Annotated in this window: 26 protein-coding genes; 12 read left to right on the forward strand and 14 right to left on the reverse strand. The window is 66.2% G+C overall.

Annotated features, from left to right (window positions below; genetic code table 11):
* Positions 1–11 precede the first annotated feature (11 nt).
* Complete coding sequence (locus JOY29_RS10415; RefSeq protein ID WP_300973465.1) at positions 12–275, forward strand: hypothetical protein; 264 nt, start codon at positions 12–14, stop codon at positions 273–275.
* 85 nt (positions 276–360) lie between these two features.
* On the forward strand, positions 361–621 hold the full coding sequence (locus JOY29_RS10420; RefSeq protein ID WP_300973466.1) for a DUF2171 domain-containing protein: 261 nt from the start codon (positions 361–363) through the stop codon (positions 619–621).
* 46 nt (positions 622–667) lie between these two features.
* Here the strand turns inward: JOY29_RS10420 and JOY29_RS10425 are convergent, their stop codons facing one another.
* From JOY29_RS10425 to JOY29_RS10435, 3 genes are all read right to left on the reverse strand, one after another.
* Positions 668–892: a hypothetical protein gene (locus tag JOY29_RS10425; protein ID WP_300973467.1), complete on the reverse strand. Its 225-nt coding sequence runs from the start codon at positions 890–892 to the stop codon at positions 668–670.
* On the reverse strand, positions 889–1,038 hold the full coding sequence (locus JOY29_RS10430) for a hypothetical protein (protein ID WP_300973468.1): 150 nt from the start codon (positions 1,036–1,038) through the stop codon (positions 889–891). Before JOY29_RS10430 ends, JOY29_RS10425 begins: the two co-directional genes overlap by 4 nt.
* A 128-nt stretch (positions 1,039–1,166) precedes the next feature.
* Positions 1,167–1,739: a DUF1993 family protein gene (locus JOY29_RS10435; protein WP_300973469.1), complete on the reverse strand. Its 573-nt coding sequence runs from the start codon at positions 1,737–1,739 to the stop codon at positions 1,167–1,169.
* Between the two features lie 272 nt (positions 1,740–2,011).
* Between JOY29_RS10435 and JOY29_RS10440 the strand changes: the two genes are divergently transcribed.
* The 6 genes from JOY29_RS10440 (at position 2,012) to JOY29_RS10465 (ending at position 5,000) form a co-directional block, all read left to right on the forward strand.
* Positions 2,012–2,368 carry a DUF2200 domain-containing protein gene (locus JOY29_RS10440; protein WP_300973470.1) on the forward strand — a complete coding sequence of 119 codons (357 nt, stop codon included), beginning with the start codon at positions 2,012–2,014 and terminating at the stop codon, positions 2,366–2,368.
* A 34-nt stretch (positions 2,369–2,402) separates the two neighbouring features.
* The gene (locus tag JOY29_RS10445) at positions 2,403–2,930 is read left to right on the forward strand and encodes a hypothetical protein (RefSeq protein WP_300973471.1); all 528 of its coding nucleotides are present in this window, start codon (positions 2,403–2,405) and stop codon (positions 2,928–2,930) included.
* Positions 2,931–3,140: 210 nt separating this feature from the next.
* Entirely contained in the window at positions 3,141–3,572 is a 432-nt protein-coding gene (locus JOY29_RS10450; protein WP_300973472.1) for a response regulator transcription factor, read from the forward strand.
* Between the two features lie 30 nt (positions 3,573–3,602).
* On the forward strand, positions 3,603–3,947 hold the full coding sequence (locus JOY29_RS10455; RefSeq protein ID WP_300973473.1) for a hypothetical protein: 345 nt from the start codon (positions 3,603–3,605) through the stop codon (positions 3,945–3,947).
* Between the two features lie 40 nt (positions 3,948–3,987).
* On the forward strand, positions 3,988–4,437 hold the full coding sequence (locus tag JOY29_RS10460) for a hypothetical protein (RefSeq protein ID WP_300973474.1): 450 nt from the start codon (positions 3,988–3,990) through the stop codon (positions 4,435–4,437).
* A gap of 128 nt (positions 4,438–4,565) precedes the next feature.
* The gene (locus JOY29_RS10465) at positions 4,566–5,000 is read left to right on the forward strand and encodes a JAB domain-containing protein (RefSeq protein WP_300973475.1); all 435 of its coding nucleotides are present in this window, start codon (positions 4,566–4,568) and stop codon (positions 4,998–5,000) included.
* Between the two features lie 139 nt (positions 5,001–5,139).
* Here the strand turns inward: JOY29_RS10465 and JOY29_RS10470 are convergent, their stop codons facing one another.
* The 5 genes from JOY29_RS10470 to JOY29_RS10490 all read right to left on the reverse strand — a co-directional run bounded on the left by JOY29_RS10470 (position 5,140) and on the right by JOY29_RS10490 (position 10,582).
* Positions 5,140–6,192, reverse strand: a complete 1,053-nt coding sequence (locus JOY29_RS10470; RefSeq protein WP_300973476.1) for a ribonucleotide-diphosphate reductase subunit beta — start codon at positions 6,190–6,192, stop codon at positions 5,140–5,142.
* Between the two features lie 155 nt (positions 6,193–6,347).
* Positions 6,348–6,566: a hypothetical protein gene (locus tag JOY29_RS10475; RefSeq protein ID WP_300973477.1), complete on the reverse strand. Its 219-nt coding sequence runs from the start codon at positions 6,564–6,566 to the stop codon at positions 6,348–6,350.
* Positions 6,567–6,853: 287 nt separating this feature from the next.
* On the reverse strand, positions 6,854–8,752 hold the full coding sequence (locus JOY29_RS10480) for a ribonucleoside-diphosphate reductase subunit alpha (protein WP_300975526.1): 1,899 nt from the start codon (positions 8,750–8,752) through the stop codon (positions 6,854–6,856).
* A 399-nt stretch (positions 8,753–9,151) separates the two neighbouring features.
* Positions 9,152–9,982, reverse strand: a complete 831-nt coding sequence (locus JOY29_RS10485; protein ID WP_300973478.1) for a 23S rRNA (adenine(2030)-N(6))-methyltransferase RlmJ — start codon at positions 9,980–9,982, stop codon at positions 9,152–9,154.
* Positions 9,983–10,033: 51 nt separating this feature from the next.
* The gene (locus JOY29_RS10490; RefSeq protein ID WP_300973479.1) at positions 10,034–10,582 is read right to left on the reverse strand and encodes a pseudouridine synthase; all 549 of its coding nucleotides are present in this window, start codon (positions 10,580–10,582) and stop codon (positions 10,034–10,036) included.
* Positions 10,583–10,901: 319 nt separating this feature from the next.
* Here JOY29_RS10490 and JOY29_RS10495 point away from each other — a divergent pair, with 319 nt between their 5' ends.
* The 4 genes from JOY29_RS10495 (at position 10,902) to JOY29_RS10510 (ending at position 13,613) form a co-directional block, all read left to right on the forward strand.
* Positions 10,902–11,075: a YdcH family protein gene (locus JOY29_RS10495; protein ID WP_300973480.1), complete on the forward strand. Its 174-nt coding sequence runs from the start codon at positions 10,902–10,904 to the stop codon at positions 11,073–11,075.
* A 122-nt stretch (positions 11,076–11,197) separates the two neighbouring features.
* Complete coding sequence (locus JOY29_RS10500; RefSeq protein WP_300973481.1) at positions 11,198–11,848, forward strand: DUF2490 domain-containing protein; 651 nt, start codon at positions 11,198–11,200, stop codon at positions 11,846–11,848.
* A gap of 42 nt (positions 11,849–11,890) precedes the next feature.
* Positions 11,891–12,964, forward strand: a complete 1,074-nt coding sequence (locus JOY29_RS10505; protein ID WP_300973482.1) for a TerC family protein — start codon at positions 11,891–11,893, stop codon at positions 12,962–12,964.
* Between the two features lie 151 nt (positions 12,965–13,115).
* Positions 13,116–13,613 (forward strand): SgcJ/EcaC family oxidoreductase, encoded by a 498-nt coding sequence (locus JOY29_RS10510; protein WP_300973483.1) that lies wholly within the window; start codon positions 13,116–13,118, stop codon positions 13,611–13,613.
* Positions 13,614–13,680: 67 nt separating this feature from the next.
* Here JOY29_RS10510 and JOY29_RS10515 read toward each other — a convergent pair whose 3' ends face one another.
* From JOY29_RS10515 to JOY29_RS10540, 6 genes are all read right to left on the reverse strand, one after another.
* Complete coding sequence (locus tag JOY29_RS10515; protein WP_300973484.1) at positions 13,681–14,187, reverse strand: DUF3617 family protein; 507 nt, start codon at positions 14,185–14,187, stop codon at positions 13,681–13,683.
* A 33-nt stretch (positions 14,188–14,220) separates the two neighbouring features.
* Positions 14,221–14,775: a DUF3617 domain-containing protein gene (locus JOY29_RS10520; RefSeq protein WP_300973485.1), complete on the reverse strand. Its 555-nt coding sequence runs from the start codon at positions 14,773–14,775 to the stop codon at positions 14,221–14,223.
* A gap of 73 nt (positions 14,776–14,848) precedes the next feature.
* Positions 14,849–15,127 carry an HNH endonuclease gene (locus JOY29_RS10525; protein WP_300973486.1) on the reverse strand — a complete coding sequence of 93 codons (279 nt, stop codon included), beginning with the start codon at positions 15,125–15,127 and terminating at the stop codon, positions 14,849–14,851.
* A gap of 13 nt (positions 15,128–15,140) precedes the next feature.
* A complete protein-coding gene (locus JOY29_RS10530) occupies positions 15,141–16,358 on the reverse strand; it encodes a hypothetical protein (RefSeq protein ID WP_300973487.1) in 1,218 nt (405 codons plus the stop codon).
* A complete protein-coding gene (locus JOY29_RS10535; protein ID WP_300973488.1) occupies positions 16,333–17,748 on the reverse strand; it encodes an MBOAT family protein in 1,416 nt (471 codons plus the stop codon). The genes JOY29_RS10530 and JOY29_RS10535 overlap by 26 nt, the downstream gene beginning before the upstream one ends.
* 108 nt (positions 17,749–17,856) lie before the next feature.
* On the reverse strand, positions 17,857–18,267 hold the full coding sequence (locus tag JOY29_RS10540; RefSeq protein ID WP_300973489.1) for a DUF1801 domain-containing protein: 411 nt from the start codon (positions 18,265–18,267) through the stop codon (positions 17,857–17,859).
* Between the last annotated feature and the right edge of the window lie 44 nt (positions 18,268–18,311).

Consider the following 18,311-nt stretch of genomic DNA (forward strand, 5'->3'; position numbering starts at 1 on the left):
GAAGGTGGCGCATGGCGCGACCATTGGCCTCGGGGAAGAAAGCGGTGGATCTGGCGGGCGGAGCTCGCAGGGTCGGCTCCCGGATCCGGCGCGACCCGCCGCCGCCGCCGGAACGGAAGGTCACCACCGCGGAACTGCGCGAGCGGGAGGCGTGGGTGATCGCCACGGGGATCATGGCCGTCGCACTGGCCATTGGAGTCATCCTGTTCGCCGTCGCTCGCTGGAGCGGCTGGAGCCCAAGCCACTATACGGTCAGGGTCGAAGACAGGAGTTAGGGCCACGCTCCCGCCGCCGTCCGGACCCGCAACGCGCATGAAGCGTTGGGGGCCGGAACAACGCAGCAGAAAAGGAGCGGGAGCAATGGCCGACCTCAGTCAGATCCGTGAGCATATGGAAGTCATCGGCGCCGACGGCGTCCACCTCGGCACCGTCGACCGAGTCGAAGGCGAGCGGATCAAGCTGGTCAAGGCGGACAGCGGCGCGACCCATACGGACCATCACCATTATCTGCCCGGCGGCCTGATCGCCGAGGTCGAAGGCGACCAGGTCCGCCTCAGCGCCAATGCGGACGTGGCGGCGAACCTGTTCGAGCAGGAAGAATCGGGCGAGCCGATCGGCTGAGCCCCGGTGGGCGGAAGGCGCTTCTCGCCCCTTCCGCCCAGCCCGCCTAGTGGCGGGAGTAAGCGGGGCGGAATGGCGCCCGCGCGGTGGTGGCCGGGATCAGGCTCGACTTGAGCTTGCGGGTCATGACCGCCGCGCCGTCGCTGCTCATGCACACCAGGCGCACGCCCCCGGCCGGGAGCCGTTCGAGCGCCGAAATTCCGACCTTGGCATGATCGCACTTGGCGATCACTTCGGCTTCGGAGAGGCTGAGGAAGAGGGCGCGGCTCATGCGCCAAGCGCCCGGCGGACGGCGGCGATCCGGGGGCCATAGCCGTGATAGAGACCGAGATGGGCCGAACGCGACCGCTCGCAGGCAGCGTCGCCGGCGCGGGCCAGCGAGATGCCGCGGCGCAGATACAGATAGTTGAGGTCCATGGGGAAGCTCCACAAGGCGTAAGCGGGAGCACCGTAAGTCTCTCAGTCGCGCATGGCCTACGAGCCGGGATCGCGCGATGCCCATCCCCTAGCACGCCCCGCCCGCTTTCCCTAATCGCGCCGCCTCTTCATGCCGCCGGCATCGTCCCCGGCCGCAGATAGGCCCACATGTGCGGCACATAGTCGCGCTTGCCCAGCGGCACGCCGGCGCTGCGCAGCAGGGCATAGGCCATGTCGACATGGAAACCGACCTGCGGCAGCGCCCAGTCGCGCACGTAGCTCGACCCGGTCATGTCGAACACCATGCCCATCGGCAGCGCATGGGCGAGCGGCCGGTCGGCTGCGGCGTCCAGCTCGGTCTCGCCGACCCCATCGAGGAAGGCGAGCGCTTGCGCCAGGATGGCGCGGCAGTCGTCGAGCGTCCCCGGCTCGTCCGGACGCATCGCGCCATGGGTGCGGACGGCGAGCAGCTCGGCCGGCACCTCCTCCCCGCGCAGCCGGTAGACGGCCTCCTGGGCAAGGAAGGAAGCGAAGCGGAGCTGCGTGCCGAGCGGGAACATGTCGACTGCGAGCCGCACGGCGAGCAGGTCGCCGGGCGCATGGTTGTGGGCGAGCGCATGCGCCTCGGCCTTGTCGAGCCAGCCGAGGAGCGCGGTCAGCTGGTTGCGGAAGGTGGGAACGAGGAGCTGGGTCGGGGTCATGGCCGACCCATGTCACGGCCGGCACCCTTGCGCCAGTGACCGGCGCGGCGGAGGGAAGCGAAAAAAGGCATAGCGTCCACGTCGTCCAGTTCGCGGTTCGTTCCCGGCGAGCGCGGCGACAGCGGTGCGAAGCGGGAGGTGGTCGGGCCAGGTCTGGCGGACATGGGTCAATTTAGCCGATCTGGTTTGTTTTTGCAAGATGGTTGTGGCGGTAGCTAGTGGTGACGGTGCGGGTTTATGATTGCGGACAGCAGCAGCGGAGAGCCGGCCCCATGCACCGCGTCTTCACCACCAGCGTCGCCAGCGTCCACGTCCATTATGTTGCCAAGGCGGATAAGAAGGGACGCACCCGCGCCGAGGTGGACGAGATCCTTCGCTGGCTGACCGGCTATTCGCAAGAAGCGCTGGAGGCGGCGCTGGCGGCGGGCACGGATTTCCAGACCTTCTTTGCCGAGGCGCCGGCGATGAATCCGGCGCGCCTGGCGATCACCGGCAAGGTGTGCGGGGTGCAGGTGGAAGCGGTCGAGGACCCGCTGATGCGGGAGATTCGCTACGTCGACAAGCTGGTGGACGAGTTGGCGAGGGGGTGGAAGATGGAGAAGATATTGCGGGAGCCGGTCGCCAATTAGCCGCTTGGCAAGGCTTGGCGCTTAGGCAGGCGGCATGAATGCGCCGACCAAGCTGAGTATCGTCGATCAGATCCGCGCCCGTGACGGGGACCATTGCTGGCTCTGCAACGGCACGCTCGACTTTGCGGCGAAGCCGAACAGCAAGAGGGCACCGACCAAGGAGCATCTGGTGGCGCAGTCGCTCGGCGGCGGGAACGAGCTGTCGAACCTCGTCCTTTGCCACCCCGGCTGTAACAGGATGCTGGCCGACCGCCCGGTCGCGGACAAGGAGAAGATCCGCGCCAAGTTGGCGGCCAATCGGGCGAAGGTGGCGGCAGCGAAGAAGGCGGGCGTGCCGGTGCCGTCGAATTCCCCGGCGTCAGTTAAGGCGACGGAGAAGGCGGGTGCGCTCTCGCCGCCGATTGCTCCGGCACCCTTGCAGAGGAACGCGGCAACCAGGGCTGGTCCGCCGGCCCTTCGCCTTGAGGCGCAGCTCTGGCGCTGGCAAATGATCAGCTTGGTGAGCGCCGGGGCGGCGATGCTGGCGATCGGTGTTCTGATCGGGCTGGCCTTGGCCGCGTGAGGATCAAGGGACCTGCCAGAAGCCCAACATGAATTGGCGCAGGATCGCCTTTTGTACGACTTTGAATTGGATACCGCTGTCCTACTGCTAACCAAATAGGCTAAATCGATGCGAGGCGCGACTCATCAAGAGGATCGTAGCCTTGTTGAGGTGGGCTTCATGCGTCATTGTCGGTGCTGCTCGGTTTTCGCGTTTGGAGGGCGTCCTTCCGTGTTGAACCTCACTGAGCGCCAGCAGCAATGCTTGGAGGGTTATCTGGCCCGGAAGACCGCGAAGGAGATCGGGCGTGAGCTCGGGATCTCGCATCATGCGGTCGAGCAGCATCTGAAAGCGACCCGGCGCAAGTTGAACGTGACCGACACTGCCTCAGCGGCCCGGCTCTACCTCCATGCAGGCACTACGGTGGAGCCATACTATGATCCCCCGGAGCTACACGAACCTGGCACCGCCGAGGTAGCCGATCAATATCCGGAGCGTCAGATTGCCGACCTTCGGGATGTAACGTCGGAAGCCATGGGGAGAGCATATTCGCTGTCGGCTGGACAGGTCCTTGCGGCCATCGGCCTGTGCGGCGTTGCTCTGATCGTCGCCATGACGCTGCTTTTGGCAATCGCACAAGGCATTGACCAGATCACAGCCTGAGCGGTGCCTTGATCCCGCGGGGGTCTTGCAATGTTGAACAACCGACTGGCCGCTGCCAAGGCGGTCTATAACGAACTGGCGCCTGCCGAAGCAGATGTGGACAATGCGATCGTGCATGCCGCCAAGCTTGCGATCGCAGTGGTCGAAGGCCGGCGCAGCGCCCATCTCCCGCTGACAGCCGGGCAGGAAGGCCTGGCCCACGTATCACGGGCAAGCCTGCGCCTAGTGGAGGCCCGGGAGGAATTGTGTGCGGCCCATGCCGCGTTCCGCGCTACCCAGGTCGAAATCGGCCTTCGGGCGGTTTCATTCGGCAACCTTTGGGAGTGCCCGCCGAACACGGGCGAGCTACCCTCGAATGTCGCGAACGTCGCGTAAGCGGCTTGCAGCATGAGTGTGCGGCCGCCAGCATCTGGATATGAACCCGGTCTTCTTCTTCCTTGGCTTGCTGGTCTTCTCGCTCAGCTTTGCGGCTTGGAAGGGTGGGGGACCCGAGCGGCTGGCGGCCGCCATCTACCTGGCCGCGACCATCGCCTCATCCATGGCGGGAAGCGACGCAGCACCGGGGCGCGGATTCCGCGACCTGGCAACTCCGCTGCTGACCGTGGATGTGGCGATGGCGCTGGCGCTGACGGCGCTTACGGTGCGTGCCAACCGGCTCTGGTTGATCGCAGCCAGCGCGTGCCAATGGATTGCGGTGCTGGCGCACATCGTGCGCGCGATCCAGCCAAACATCATCCCAACCAGCTACGCCTTTTTGGCGATGATCTGGTCGTGGCCGATGGTGGGGCTGTTGCTAGGCGGTACGGTCGCCTACCGTCGGCGCCTGACCGCCGGTGTACCAGTACCGGACTGGAGACATTCCTGAACGAGGTCGGCCTCGCCAGAGCAACCCGGTCATCGGAGCAAATCCGGGCCGCGTTCGGAAGTCTGGCGGCAGCGCTGGATGCCGAGCCTCTGGCGCTGAAGGCGGTAGTGGGAGCAAAGGCTGCGCGCATGCTCAAGGCAGCGCAAAAGCTCCACGTCGATCTATTGGCAGAGGCCCTAGTCGAGCGTCCGCTCCTCTCCAGCCAAGGGGAAGTGGCGGCGTTCCTGGCGCGTTGCATCGGCTTTCGCCCGATCGAGGTGCTGATCGTGCTGCACGTGGATGGCCGCCGTCGGATCATCTGTCATGACGTGCTCGCCGAAGGACGCGTCGATGCCGTGCCCATCGATTGCCGCCGCATCATCTTGCGGGCGCTGGAGCGGGGTTCAAGGGGATTGGTGCTGGCGCACAATCATCCGTCGGGCGACGGTCGGCCGAGCGCAGCGGACCTGCGTGCCACGCGGCAGGTTGCTGACTGCGCGAGGATTTTCGAAATCGTGCTGCACGATCACCTGATCGTGACCGGCACGGACATTACGAGCTTGCGGGCGCTGAATTACGTCTAAGGAGCGACTAGCCCGGTGCTACAGATCGCAGGCTCCTTGATCCTCGCCTTCGCCAGGTCTCACCCGCATGGCCAATTGGGACCGCTCCGGAGGAGGAGCGGTCCCTTGGCGCTATGTTCGACCTTTCAGGTCCTACAGGTCACTCCGCCGCCACCCCGGCAGCATCGAACAACCCACCTTCGGCCTCGGCCTCCGGCGCGTCGTTCGCGACCTTGGCCTTCTGGCGGCGGTCGAAATTGTCCCACACCTCGTTCCAGTTCCCCTTGGTCGCTGCCTTCGAATATTCCGTCGCGCGGGTTTCGAAGAAGTTGGCGTGCTCGACGCCGTTGAGGAGCGGGGCGAGCCAGGGGAGGGGGTGTTCGTCGACCATGTAGATGGGCTGGAAGCCAAGCTGGCCCAAGCGCCAGTCGGCGATGTAGCGGATGTACTTCTTGATCGACTTGGGCGTCATGCCCTCGACCGGGCCCTGTTCGAAGGCGAGGTCGATGAAGGCGTCCTCGAGGCGGACGGTCTTCTGGCACTGATCGATGATCGAATCCTTGACCTCGGCGGTGAGGCAGTCGCGCTCCTTCACGAAGGCGTGGAAGAGCTTGATGATGCCCTCGCAGTGGAGGCTTTCGTCGCGGACCGACCAGCTGACGATCTGGCCCATGCCCTTCATCTTGTTGAAGCGCGGGAAGTTCATCAGCATGGCGAAGCTGGCGAACAGCTGCAGCCCCTCGGTGAAGGCGCCGAACATGGCCAGCGTCTTGGCGATGTCGGCATCGGTGTCGACGCCGAAGGTGTTCAGATAGTCGTGCTTGTCCTTCATCTCCTTGTACTGGAGGAAGGCGCTATATTCGCTCTCGGGCATGCCGATGGTGTCGAGCAGGTGCGAGTAAGCGGCGATGTGCACCGTCTCCATGTTGGAGAAGGCGGTCAGCATCATCTTGATCTCGGTCGGCTTGAACACCGAGCCGTACTTGTCGTGGTAGCAATCCTGCACCTCGACGTCGGCCTGGGTGAAGAAGCGGAAGATCTGGGTGAGGAGGTTGCGCTCGTGCGGGGTGAGCTTCTGCGCCCAGTCGCGGCAATCCTCGCCCAAAGGCACTTCCTCCGGCATCCAGTGGATCTGCTGCTGGCGCTTCCAGAATTCGAACGCCCAGGGATATTCGAAGGGCTTGTAGGCCTTGTTGGCTTGGAGGAGGGGCATGGGGCTAGTCCTTGGGGCTGGTGTCGGTGGAAGCGGCGGCGGCGTCGCGGGGGCGGCGCTTGGGGACGGGGATGGCGACGGCCGCGGTCGGGGCCGATAGGGCGAGGATGAGTTCCGGTTTCATGCGGCGCGTCTCCTGCGGATGGATGGCGTGATCATGGGCTCGCCCCGTTGCTGAAGTCGTAGGGTTCGGTCGTCGCATAGGCGATGGCGAAGCCGCCCAGGACCAGGCCGAAGGCGAGCAGCATCATGCCGCCGATGAGCTGGGCGGTGGACTTGCGGCTCTCCCCCGGGCGCCCCCGCAAGGCGGCGATGAGGGTGAGGAGGCCGAAGAGGGCGCTGAGGCCGCCGAGGATGACGAAGAGCAGGTTCATGGGGGATCAACGCACGCCTCCGCCCTTCTTCGCCACGAAGGCGCCGACGACGACGATCACCGCGAAGGAGGGCGGCGGGGCGAGGACGGGGCTGGCGAAGCTCATCGCCCGCCCTTCCGCTGAAGCGAGCGCAGCGCCCAGAAGATCACCAGGACGGCGATGACGATGACGGCAATCTTCAGCATGGCGTCAATCCTCCTTCCGGTGGCGGCGGCAGGGCCGCGAGCCCTGCCGCCGCCGGCTCCTCGCGCCCGCCCCTCCCGCGCGGCGGGAGGGGGCTCAGCGGATCACTGGCAGGCCAGGCACTCGTCATAGTCGGTGCTGGCGGCGAGCTCGTACTTGGGCGCTTCGGCGGTGTTGTCGGCCTCCACCCCGCCGGCGAAGCCCGCGCGCTGCACGGACTTGGAGCGGAGATAGTAGAGCGACTTGATGCCGAGCTCCCAGGCGCGGAAGTGGAGCATCATCAGGTCCCACTTGTCGACGTCGGCCGGGATGAACAGGTTCAGCGAGGTGGCCTGGTCGATGTAGGGCGTGCGGTCGGCGGCGAGCTCGATCAGCCAGCGCTGGTCGATCTCGAAGCTGGTCTTGAAGGTCGCCTTCTCATCCTCGGAGAGGAAGTCGAGGTGGGCGACGCTGCCACCCTGCTCGAGAATCGAATTCCACACCGCGTCGGAGTTCTTCGACTTCTCGGTGAGGAGCTTCTCCAGGTACGGATTGCGGATCGAGAAGCTGCCGGACAACGTCTTGTGGGTATAGACGTTGGCCGGGATCGGTTCGATGCAGGCCGAGGTGCCGCCGCAGATGATCGAGATGGACGCGGTCGGCGCGATCGCCATCTTGCAGGAAAAGCGCTCCATCACGCCCATGTCGGCGGCGTCCGGGCACGGCCCGCGCTCGACTGCCAGCTGGAGCGAGGCTTCGTCGACCTGCGCCTTGATGTGCTTGAAGATCTTGAGGTTCCAGCTTTTGGCCATGGCGCCTTCGAACGGCAGGCCGCGGGCCTGGAGGAAGGAGTGGAAGCCCATCACGCCGAGACCGACCGAGCGCTCGCGCTCCGCGCTGTACTTGGCCCGCGCCATCTCGTCCGGCGCGCGGTCGATATAGTCGGTGAGGACATTGTCGAGGAAGCGCATGACGTCCTCGATGAACGACTTGTCGCCGTTCCACTGGTCCCAGGTTTCGAGGTTGAGGGACGACAGGCAGCAGACCGCGGTGCGGTCGGCGCCGAGATGGTCCTTGCCGGTCGGCAGGGTGATCTCGGAGCAGAGGTTCGAGGTCGACACCTTGAGGCCGAGATCGCGGTGATGCTTGGGCATCGACCGGTTCACCTGGTCGATGAAGATGATGTAGGGCTCGCCGGTCGCAAGGCGGGTCTCGACCAGCTTCTGGAACAGCGAGCGGGCGTCGACCGTGCCGCGCGGGCTCTGGTCGCGGGGGCTGCGGAGCGTGAACTCGGCGCCGTCGCGCACCGCTTCCATGAACTCGTCGGTGACCAGCACGCCATGGTGCAGGTTCAGCGCCTTGCGGTTGAAGTCGCCCGAGGGCTTCCGGATCTCGAGGAACTCCTCGATTTCGGGGTGCGAGATGTCGAGGTAGCAGGCGGCCGAGCCGCGGCGGAGCGAGCCCTGGCTGATGGCGAGGGTCAGCGAGTCCATCACCCGCACGAAGGGGATGATGCCGCTGGTCTTGCCGTTGAGGCCGACCGGCTCACCGATGCCGCGGACATTGCCCCAATAGGTGCCGATGCCGCCGCCCTTGGACGCGAGCCAGACATTCTCGTTCCAGGTATTGACGATGCCGTCGAGGCTGTCGCTGACCGAGTTCAGATAGCAGCTGATCGGCAGGCCGCGACCGGTGCCGCCATTGGACAGGACCGGGGTCGCCGGCATGAACCACAGCTTGGAGATATAGTCGTAGACGCGCTGGGCATGCGCCTCGTCGTCGGCATAGGCGGCGGCGACGCGGGCGAACAGGTCCTGGTAGCTTTCGCCGGGCAGGAGGTAGCGGTCGTTCAGCGTCTCCTTGCCGAAGTCGGTGAGGAGCGCGTCGCGGCTCGAATCGGTGGTCACCGAGAAGCGCCGGGCGTCGACCGTCTTGCTGTCCTTCTTCGCCGACTCCTCCTTAGAGGCCTGGGGCGGGGTGGTGACGTCGGCGCTGCCGACCTCGCTGCCGCTCGAGAAGTCCATGGTCATTTCCTCCTGGCGGCCGATTGCGCCGCTCCTTGTTCCCGATCCGTTCACGGTGCCGGGATACGCCCGACGGCCGTGATTCGCTAGGGCCTCGAGAGGTTGGAGAGGGTTCATCCCCGCTATCCACAGGGACGCGTCTCTCCCTCGCCAGAGATATAGTTATCCCCAGCGCCAACCACAAGTTTGTGCGTTGGTCCCCCGATGCCGCTACAACATCTTGTGCTTTGACCCGCGATTCAGCGCAAGCGGGAAAATGCCGGGGAAAGCGAAAATGCGGTGGATTGTGTGGCAACGGGGACGCAGCACGACGGCGTAGCTGCATTGCCTTCATGCGCAACTGCCAGGGTCGTCGGCAGGAAAGCCGTGCTGATCCTTGGCGGACAGTAACGGCGGAGATTAGGCGCTCAACCAGTCAGCCGTGAGATGGCCCCGATGTCCTTCGGGGGCGAGCGCGGCGCGCAGGGCTTCCAGCATGTCGGGCAGGCCCTGCGAGAAGGCGTAAGGCGGGTTGACGATGAAGAGGCCCGCGCCGTTGTAGATGCCGGGCTGTTCGTAATCGTACAGCCAATGCTCGATCGTCAGCATCTTCGGGATTCCGAGCCTGCGCAGCTGCTGCTTCCAGCGCACATGGGTGTCGCGGTCCTTCAGCGGATACCAGATCACGCTCACGCCATGTGCCCATTTGCGGTTGGCGGCGGCCAGCGTGGCAGTGACGCGAGCGCGTTCGTCGGTCTGTTCGTACGGCGGGTCGACCACCACGACCCCGCGCGGCGTTTTCGTCGGCAGCATCGCCAGCCACAGCTCGTAAGCGTCGCGTTCATGCACGGCGGCAGGCGTGCCGCGCATCGCGCTGCGCAGGGCCATGGCATCCTCGGGATGCTTCTCGTTGAGGATGAGGAGGTCCTGCGGCCGCAACAGCTGTGAGAGGACGCGCGGCGAGCCAGGATAGAGGTGCCTGTCGGTCCCCGTGTTCACCGCCGCCACGGCCGCGCGATAGTCGTCCAGCAGGGGGTTCGGATCGGCAAGGGCCCGCCGCACGCCCTCAGCGGCCTCGCCGGTGCGCTGAGCCTGTTCGCCGTCGAGGTCGTACAATCCGCAGCCGGCATGGGCATCGATCAGGGTCAGCGCGCCCGGCTTCTGCTGCAAGGCACGGACGAGGGCGATCAGCAGGCTGTGCTTGACGACATCGGCGCTGTTTCCAGCATGGAAGGAATGACGATAATTCATGGGGGTCCAGATCTTCCGACGACCTGTCGATAGACGGGCTGCCGACCTCGTCTAGACAGGAACTTCCTCATAGCGGCCCGGCGCAATTTCCGCGACCGACCAGTTGCCGACCGACCAGCGGACCAGCCTGAGCGTTGGTAGCCCAACCGCCGCCGTCATCCGGCGCACCTGTCGGTTGCGTCCCTCGCGGATGGTGATCCTGAGCCAGCTGTCGGGGATCGACCTGCGCTGGCGGATCGGCGGATCGCGCGGCCACAGGGGTGGCTCGTCGATGCGGGCGACATCGGCCGGCAGGGTCAGTCCGTCCTTGAGCTGGACGCCCTCGCGCAAGCGCTCCAGCTCCTGTTCCCGCGGCTCGCCTTCGACCTGCACGAGGTAGGATTTGGGAAGCTTGAAACGCGGATCGGCAATCCGCGCCTGAAGCCGCCCGTCGTCGCATAGCAGCAATAGCCCCTCACTGTCGCGATCGAGCCTTCCAGCGGGATAGACGCCCTTCACCGTGATGAAGTCCGACAAGGTCGAGCGAACCGTCGGCGATCTGCGGTCGGTAAATTGCGACAGGACCCCGAAGGGTTTGTTGAACAGGAGCAGCCGGGCCACCGGTTGTGCATATCGCCCGCTCGCGGGAATGTCTCCAAGCAGCGGCCTGCCGTCGGGGCGCGGGCTCCCCCCTCTCGACCGCACGCCGATCAGTCCCTGCCTGATCTGCCATTCTTGAATTCGTGACCCTCCCCCCTTATCAAGGAGCAGCGGACCGGGCCCCTCTGGCGCCCCCCGACCGGCACAGAGTTGACCGGACGGAGGCGTGATGTCGGACCGCATCGGAGTTTCCGATGTGAACCGGCCCGGCGCTCGCGCAAGCGCTCCCGTCACTGACGATGCTCCGATTGGCTGAACCCGAGCCTCGAGGAGCTTACCCATGAACGCCCGCCTGTTTCGCCTGATGGAGACCCACCAGCGCATCGATCGCGCCCTTGGCGACGAGATGCAGCGCCGACGTCCCGATCCCCTTCGCACGCGCCAGCTCAAGAAGCTGAAGCTCAGGGTGAAGGACCTGATGAGCCGGCTGCAGGCCCACCAGGCGACGGCCTGAGGCCCCCGTCATGGTCCAGCCATCGCTTTCCGAAATGTCCCTGTTTTGTCACATTGCTGCGACAATGGACGCGCGCGGCTGGCCTCTTCCGGCTTGCCCGAGAAGGCAGGGAAGCATCTCCGATGAAGACAAGACTGCTCGTGGCGGCGCTCGCCGCTACCTTCGCCACGCCGGCGATGGCGGAGGAGAACCGGCTCGAAGGCTGGTTCGAGGGCTCGGTCGTGGCCAAGCTCGACAAGAAGAGCTTCGTCGAGTTCGAAACCCAGCAGCGGGCGCGCGGGAGCAGCAATCCGATCGGGGACAACCAGACCTATCGCGTGTGGCTGGGCACCAAGGTCGGCAAGACCACGCTGACCGGTGGCATCCACCGCTCGAAGGAAGGCAGCACAAAGGAAACCCGCCTGATGCAGCAGGCGAGCTACCCGCTGGGGATCGCAGGCCTGAAGGGGCGGACCCGGCTGGAGCAGCGCTTCATCGACGGCGCGGACAAGACCGGCTGGCGGCTGCGCCAGCGCGTCGGAGTCGGCGTTCCGCTGAGCCGCGAGGATGGTGGCTGGGAGTTCGTCGCCACTGCCGAGGGCTTCCTGACGCTTCGTGCGACGAGCAACGGCGGACAGACCGGGCTGACCGGGTTGCGCACCTTCCTCGGCATGGAGCGGAGCATCGGCAAGCTCGACCTGTCGGTCGGCTACACGCGCCAGCAGAACATTCGCGAGAACGCGCCCGACCGGGTCGGCCATGCGCCGACGCTGGGGCTCACCTTCAACCTCTGAGCCGTCACCGGGCGGCTCCCGCCTCTTAACAGGAGCCGCCCAATGGAATTCCTCTTCAACGACTGGCTGGGCACGCCCGTCTGGTTCTGGCTGTCGTTCATTGGCATCGTCGTCGGCCTGACCGCCTTCGATCTCGGCATCCTCCACAAGGAGGACAAGGAGATGGGGATCGGCGAGAGCCTCAAGCTGTCCGCCTTCTACATCAGCCTCGCGCTGGCGTTCGGCGTGTGGGTCTATTTCCAGAAGACCGGTGCGTTGGGTCCCGAGGTCGGCGCCGACCTGACGATGAAATATTACACCGCCTTCTTCATCGAGAAGGCGCTGTCGATCGACAATGTCTTCGTCATCAGCCTGATCTTCACCTACTTCGCGATTCCGCCCAAGTACCAGTATCGCGCGCTCCTGTGGGGCATCATGGCGGTGATCGTCCTGCGCGGCATCATGATCGGCCTCGGCGCCGCGGTGGTGCAGCAATATGAGTGGGTGCTCTACATCTTCGCCGCCTTCCTCGTCGCGACCGGCATCAAGATGCTGTTCGCCGGCGACAAGCCGATGGACATCGAGCACAATCCCGTGGTCCGCTTCATCAGCCGCCACATGCGGGTGACGAAGGAGCTGCACGACCAGCATTTCTTCGTGAAGGTGGCGGACAGCAGGACCGGCAAGCTGGTGTGGGCGGCGACGCCATTGTTCCTGGCGCTGGTGGTCATCAACCTCGCCGACCTGGTGTTCGCGGTCGACAGCGTGCCGGCGGTGTTCGCCATCACCACCGACACGTTCATCGTCTACACGTCGAACATCATGGCCATCCTCGGCCTGCGCGCGCTCTACTTCGCGCTGGCGGCGATGGTGCACCGCTTCCATTATCTGAAATACGCCCTGGCGCTGGTGCTGGTGTTCATCGGCTCGAAGATCTTCATCGCCGACTTCGTGCTGGGCGGGGACAAGTTCCCGCCGGTTCTGAGCCTCGGCATCACGGCGGGGCTGATCGCCGGCGGCGTCATCTATTCGCTGTGGAAGACGCGCGGGCAGGAGGAGCCGGACTGGCCCGCTGCCGAAGGGCCGGACGCCGCGAAGCGCCACATCGACGAACTCACCGGCGGCAAGGCCTTGTGAACTTTCAGGGGCCGGAAGCCCGAACGGCCGGCCGGGACGGCGGAGATGCGGGGCCGCGAACCGGTCGGCCCGTCCCGCATCCTAGAAGTGAAGAGAGGAGGGGCGCTGCCGCTGTGGCGGCGGCCCTCTTCCAATCACGAAAGGATTGCCGATGAAGCTGACTTTTCTTGCCATTGCGGCCTTCGCCGCAGCGACCGGTCCGGCGCTCGCGTCCAATGCTTCTGTGCCGGGCTGCGCGGCTGCAAGCCGGATCGAGATCGAAGGGCAGATCGACCGCTTTGCGGGCGCGCTGAAGACCAACGATCCGGACAAGGTGACGGCCCTGTTCGCTGCCGACGCGGTCCTGCTGCCGACGCTGTCCAACACGCTCCGCACCAATCCGAGCGAGGTCCGCGACTATTTCGTGCATTTCCTCGCCAAGTCGCCGGTCGTGCGAGTGGACAGCAGCACCGTCCGGATCGGCTGCAACATGGCCGAGCGGGTGGGTACCTGGACCTGGACCCTGACCGATCCCAAGAGCGGCGCCAAGTCGCAGGCCGCCGCCCGCTACTCGTTCATCTATCGCCACGAAGGCGGTCAATGGCGGATCGACCACCTGCACAGCTCGCTGATGCCGGAACCGGTCACCAAGACGGCTGCCGCCCATTGAAGAACGGGTGATCCGCTGCCTGCCGGATTGACGCGGCAGGCAGCGGATCCTTGCCTCAGGAACTGGCTTAGGCGGCGGCCGACGTCGGCGCGGCCGTGCACTGGTCGGCGACCTTGCGAGCGCTGATCTCCTCGACCAGCTTGTAGTCGCCGGGCCCCGGGAAGGCGCTGGTCGAGGTAACGGTGCCGGTGAAGCCGTCGGCCGTGTACTTGCCGTCGAGCACGGCCATCACCTTGCCTTGGCCGGTCCGGTCGCAGTCGAGGGTGACGTTCATTCGGCCCGAGCGGGCATAGGGGTTCTGGAGCTGGCAGGTGTCACCCTTGGCGGCGAGCAGCTCCGCGGCGGGCAGGCCGTCGGCGCCGACGCAGCCGCGCGTGGTCTTCCTGTCGCCTTCCTTGGTGAAGGTCGGAAGCGGGGTCTTGTCGGTCGAGGCCAGCGACGTGACGGTCGCCGTCACCTCATATTCGCCGGCCGGCAATGATGCGGGAATAGCCGCCTGCTTGGGGGCTTCGGCCTCCTGGCTGCAGGCGGCGATGGCGGTGCCTGCGGCAAGCACGAGCAGATAACGCTTCACGTGATGTTCTCCCCTGTTGGTCTGGTCGGCCGGTCAGGCATTTTCGGTGCCGTCGCAATCGCCGGTTCGGCTAGCCTTGACCTGCATGGTCAAATTCATTTGGGGCGCCCCTTCCGCGACGCGCGCCGTTTCCGTTTTCGTCGTCATGGTCATGGCGAAGTCGTCGGCCGAGTAGGTGCCGCTCATGACCAGCTCCGCGCCCTTGCAGTTCAGCTTGCTGTCGAGCTTGCCGCCGCCAAGCTCGAACGTTTCGTAGCGGCACTCATTGCCACCGCTTCCGGTGAAGAAGTCGGCGGCCGGCTTCTTCGCTTCCTCGGCCGTGAGGCAGCTGGCGACGCCGCTCTCGTTGCTGGAGGCAAAGGCGCTGCGCATCGTCTCCAGCGCCTCAGGCGGAAGGCCTGGCGCATCGACCGAGACCAGCTCGACCTTGCTTTCCCAGCGGCCGGGCCTGAGCCCGAGATTGCCGTCGCCCGAGGCTGCGAGCCTGTTCGCGACTTCTTCTGGCGAGGCATTGGTGACGCTGACGTCCGCTTCGCCGCCGCAACCCGCGAGCAGTGCCGATGTCATTGCCACGATCAGCATCCGCATGCCGGTCCCCTCTCCCCCGTCCATGGCGCAGCTTAGCGTGCGCCCATCGGCGCGCAATGCGCTTGTCGAGAGGTCAGCCGGTGCGCTTGCGGCGGGTAGGCGCGTGGAAGTCGGGCGGCTTGGAGGCGACCCAGGCGAGGAAGCGGCCAATTGCGGCCTTGCCGCGAAGGGTGGCCGGATCGTCGCCGATCGCCTGCAGCTCCTTGTTGGTGAAGGCGGCGTGGAGCGCGCGATGGCAGATGGGGTGGACCGGCCGCGTCTCCCGCCCCCCGCGGCTCCTGGGTACCGGATGATGATATTCCACGCGCCGGCCGAGCGGCCTGGCGCAGAGCCAGCAGGGTTGATCGTCCACGGTGGGCAAGAACTCAGGAGGGGCGGAGCGGTGCCCCGGCGAGCCGGCCCTTGCAGTTGGCGGTCGATAGCGGCGGCGGCGCGTCGGCGCGAAGCCTTACCCGGTTCGTCAGCTGCACCAACCGGCGGACGTAGGCGTCGGTGAAGACCGTGGCGCAGGTGCGGCTGAGGTGGCTGTATTCGGGGAGGTCGAGATCTTGCGCCCGGGACAGGTCGTCGGCGTGGATACCCTTTGCCGGCACGGCGGCGAGGAGGGCGTCCCAGCCCCTCGCCCTGGGCAGGCGCTGCTGCTCGTTGACCCGAAGCTCGGGCGCGGACGGGGGACGGACGAAGAGGACCTCGCCGCCACGGCCGCGGATGCGGGCGACGGCCGAGCGGCTCCTGGCGATGACGGCAGCGATATTGTCGGGTGCAATCGGCTTGCCCTTGAAGCCGTCCCAGGCGTGGCGGGCCTGACCCTGCAGATAGCCGGGTCGCTCGATCGGTGCCCACATGAAGCGCTGGCGATTGTCGAAGCTCTCGTCGATCTTCCAGACGTCTTCGTAGGCGCTGTCGGTGCCCTGACGCCAGCCGCGGTCAATCCGGGGAAGGAGGCGGCTGAAGCGGACGTCCTCGTCCATGAAGGCGAGGTGGCGCTGCAGCCACCGATCGATGAGGAGGCCGCTGATCTGGCTGGGCTCGCGGTTGCGCTCGAAACCATCAATCCAGGGCGCGCCGACGCCGGCGCCCGCCGCAATGGGGCGGAAGTAGCTGGTGTCGGCCATTCCGACGATCAGCAGGCCGCGATAGGCGGTATCCTCCGCCATGTTCTCCAGCAGGTTGCGGCCGTTGGTGCCGTGGATGGCGAGCTGGCGCGGGAGGACCCCGGTGAGCCGCTCGAAATGGGCGAGGTCGGTATCGAACAGGATCCGGCTGTCGCCGACGATCACGAGGTCGTCGGGCCGGATGGAGGAGCGCATTGCGGCCCAGGCCTGCGGGCTGTCCCCGATGTCGGCGGTGCGCAGGCCATAGGAGCGGGCCCAGACTTCCCAGCCGGCGGTGAGCAGCAGGGCCATGATCGCGACGGCCATCATGATGCGCGGCCAGGGGCGGGCGGGCACGTCGCGGGTCGGGACCGGCTGGGCCTGGCCGGGGCGATCGCTGGCGGTCAGGCGCAGGCCCTTGGGCAAGGCGCCCTCGTGGATGGTGCCGACCGGCGGCAGCGGTTCAGAAGGCGAAGTAGATGAAGGCATTGCCGCGCCCCTGTTCGATGATGACGAGGAAGGCCATGAGTCCGAGGACCGGTGCCAGCACCCAGGCCGAGGTCCGCTCGAGCACCGCTTCCAGAGTCGTGTCGCGCATCGAGAAGTGAATGAGAAAGATGGCGCCCATCACGAGGAAGGCGGCGGCAAGGTCGAAGCCCGGCATCATCGCCGCGCCGCCGGGAGCATGGCCGGCCATGCTGGCGAGGATGGTGCCGGCGGTGGTGAAGTCCTGGGCCCGGAAGAAGACCCAGGTGACGTTGATCGCCAGGAAGGTGAGGAAGGCGAGGCCGAACAACTGCGCCTTGCTGGGCTTCCAGTCGCCGAAACGGCTCTTCAGCATGCGCTCGACAGCCAGGTAGGTGCCGTGGAGCCCGCCCCAGACGACGAAGGTCCAGGCGGCGCCGTGCCACAGGCCGCCCAGCAGCATCGTCCCCATCAGCGCCATGTAGGTGCGCGCCGGTCCGTGGCGATTGCCGCCGAGCGGGATGTAGAGATAGTCGCGCAGCCAGGACGACAAAGTGATGTGCCATCGTCGCCAGAAGTCGGAGAAGCCGACCGCGCCGTAGGGGAAGCGGAAATTGTCCGGCATGGCGAAGCCCAACGTCAGCGCAATGCCGATGGCCGACGTCGAATAGCCGGCGAAATCGCAGAAGATCTGCCCGGCGAAGGCGAGCACGCCGGCCCAGGCGTCGAGGGTCAGCGGAACGCCCGGCCGATCGAATAGCCCCTCCGATACCGGCGCCAGCAGGCCGTCGGCGATCACCACCTTCTGGAACAGGCCGATGGTCAGCATGGCGAAGCCGAAGGCGACCATCTGCGCGTTGGCGCGGCGTGGCTGCTCGAACTGCGGGACCAGTTCGGTCGGGCGCATGATCGGGCCTGCGACGAGGTGGGGGAAGAAGGTCACGAACAGGGCGTAATCGAGGAAGTTCGTCGCCGGCTCTGCGCGGCGGAGGTAGATGTCGAGCGTGTAGGAAAGGGTGGCGAAGGTATAGAAGCTGATGCCGACGGGGAGGATGATGTCCCAGGCGGGCGGCTGGTAGACCACTCCGACGGCGGCCGCCGCGGTGACGAAGTTCTGCAGCAGGAACTCGCCATATTTGAAGTAGCTGAGCATGCCGAGGTTGACGACCACCGAGACGATCATCCACGCCCGGCGGGTCCCTTGCGTCCTCGCGCGCACCATCCACTGCGCGGCCCACCAGTCGACCACCGTCGACACCCACAGCAGGATGATGAAGGGCGGGTTCCAGGCGGCGTAGAACAGGTAGCTGGCGAGCAGCAGGTTGATCTTCTTCTGCCGCCAGCCGAACGGCGCGTTGTGGAGCGCCAGCACCACCGCGAAGAAGAGGACGAATGTCAGCGAGTTGAAGATCATGGCTTGCCCGGCTCCCCTGCCGTTCCGCGCACGCCGTCACTCGTGAAGCCCCCGCTTCACCGGCTGCAGCTTATCAGAGGTCAGTGGGCAGGCAAGCGTTCGTGGGCGTCAGCAGCCCGGTCGCTGGGCAGCCCAGCTCCTGCCCACGATCTCCTCAAGGACCGGCAGGTCGATGTCGGCCAGCTTGTTGACGTAGACGCAGCCGGTGCTGCGCTTGTGCTTGCCGAGGCGGGCGAGCAGGTCATCCAATCCATCGAAGCCGGCGAGGTAGAGGACCAGATTGCCCTTGCGCGGCGAGAAGGCGATCCTCGGCGCGTCGCCTTCGTGGCCGCTGTCGTAGCGGTAGTGGTAGCTGCCGAAGCCGACGATCGAGGGACCCCACATGGTCGCGGGCTCGCCCGACACGCGCTCGAACAGGGTGCGCAGGGCCTGCCCGTCGGCGCCGCGGACGGGGTGCTCGACCGCCTGGAGGAAGTCGTCGACGCTCACTGCCGTCGCCCTGGTCCTGGTCTCCGCCATGCACGCGTCCCCTTCGTCGCTGCTGCCTGTCCGGGCGGGCGGAG

This window comes from Sphingomonas sp. LHG3406-1 (assembly GCF_029637485.1).
GTDB lineage: Bacteria > Pseudomonadota > Alphaproteobacteria > Sphingomonadales > Sphingomonadaceae > Sphingomicrobium.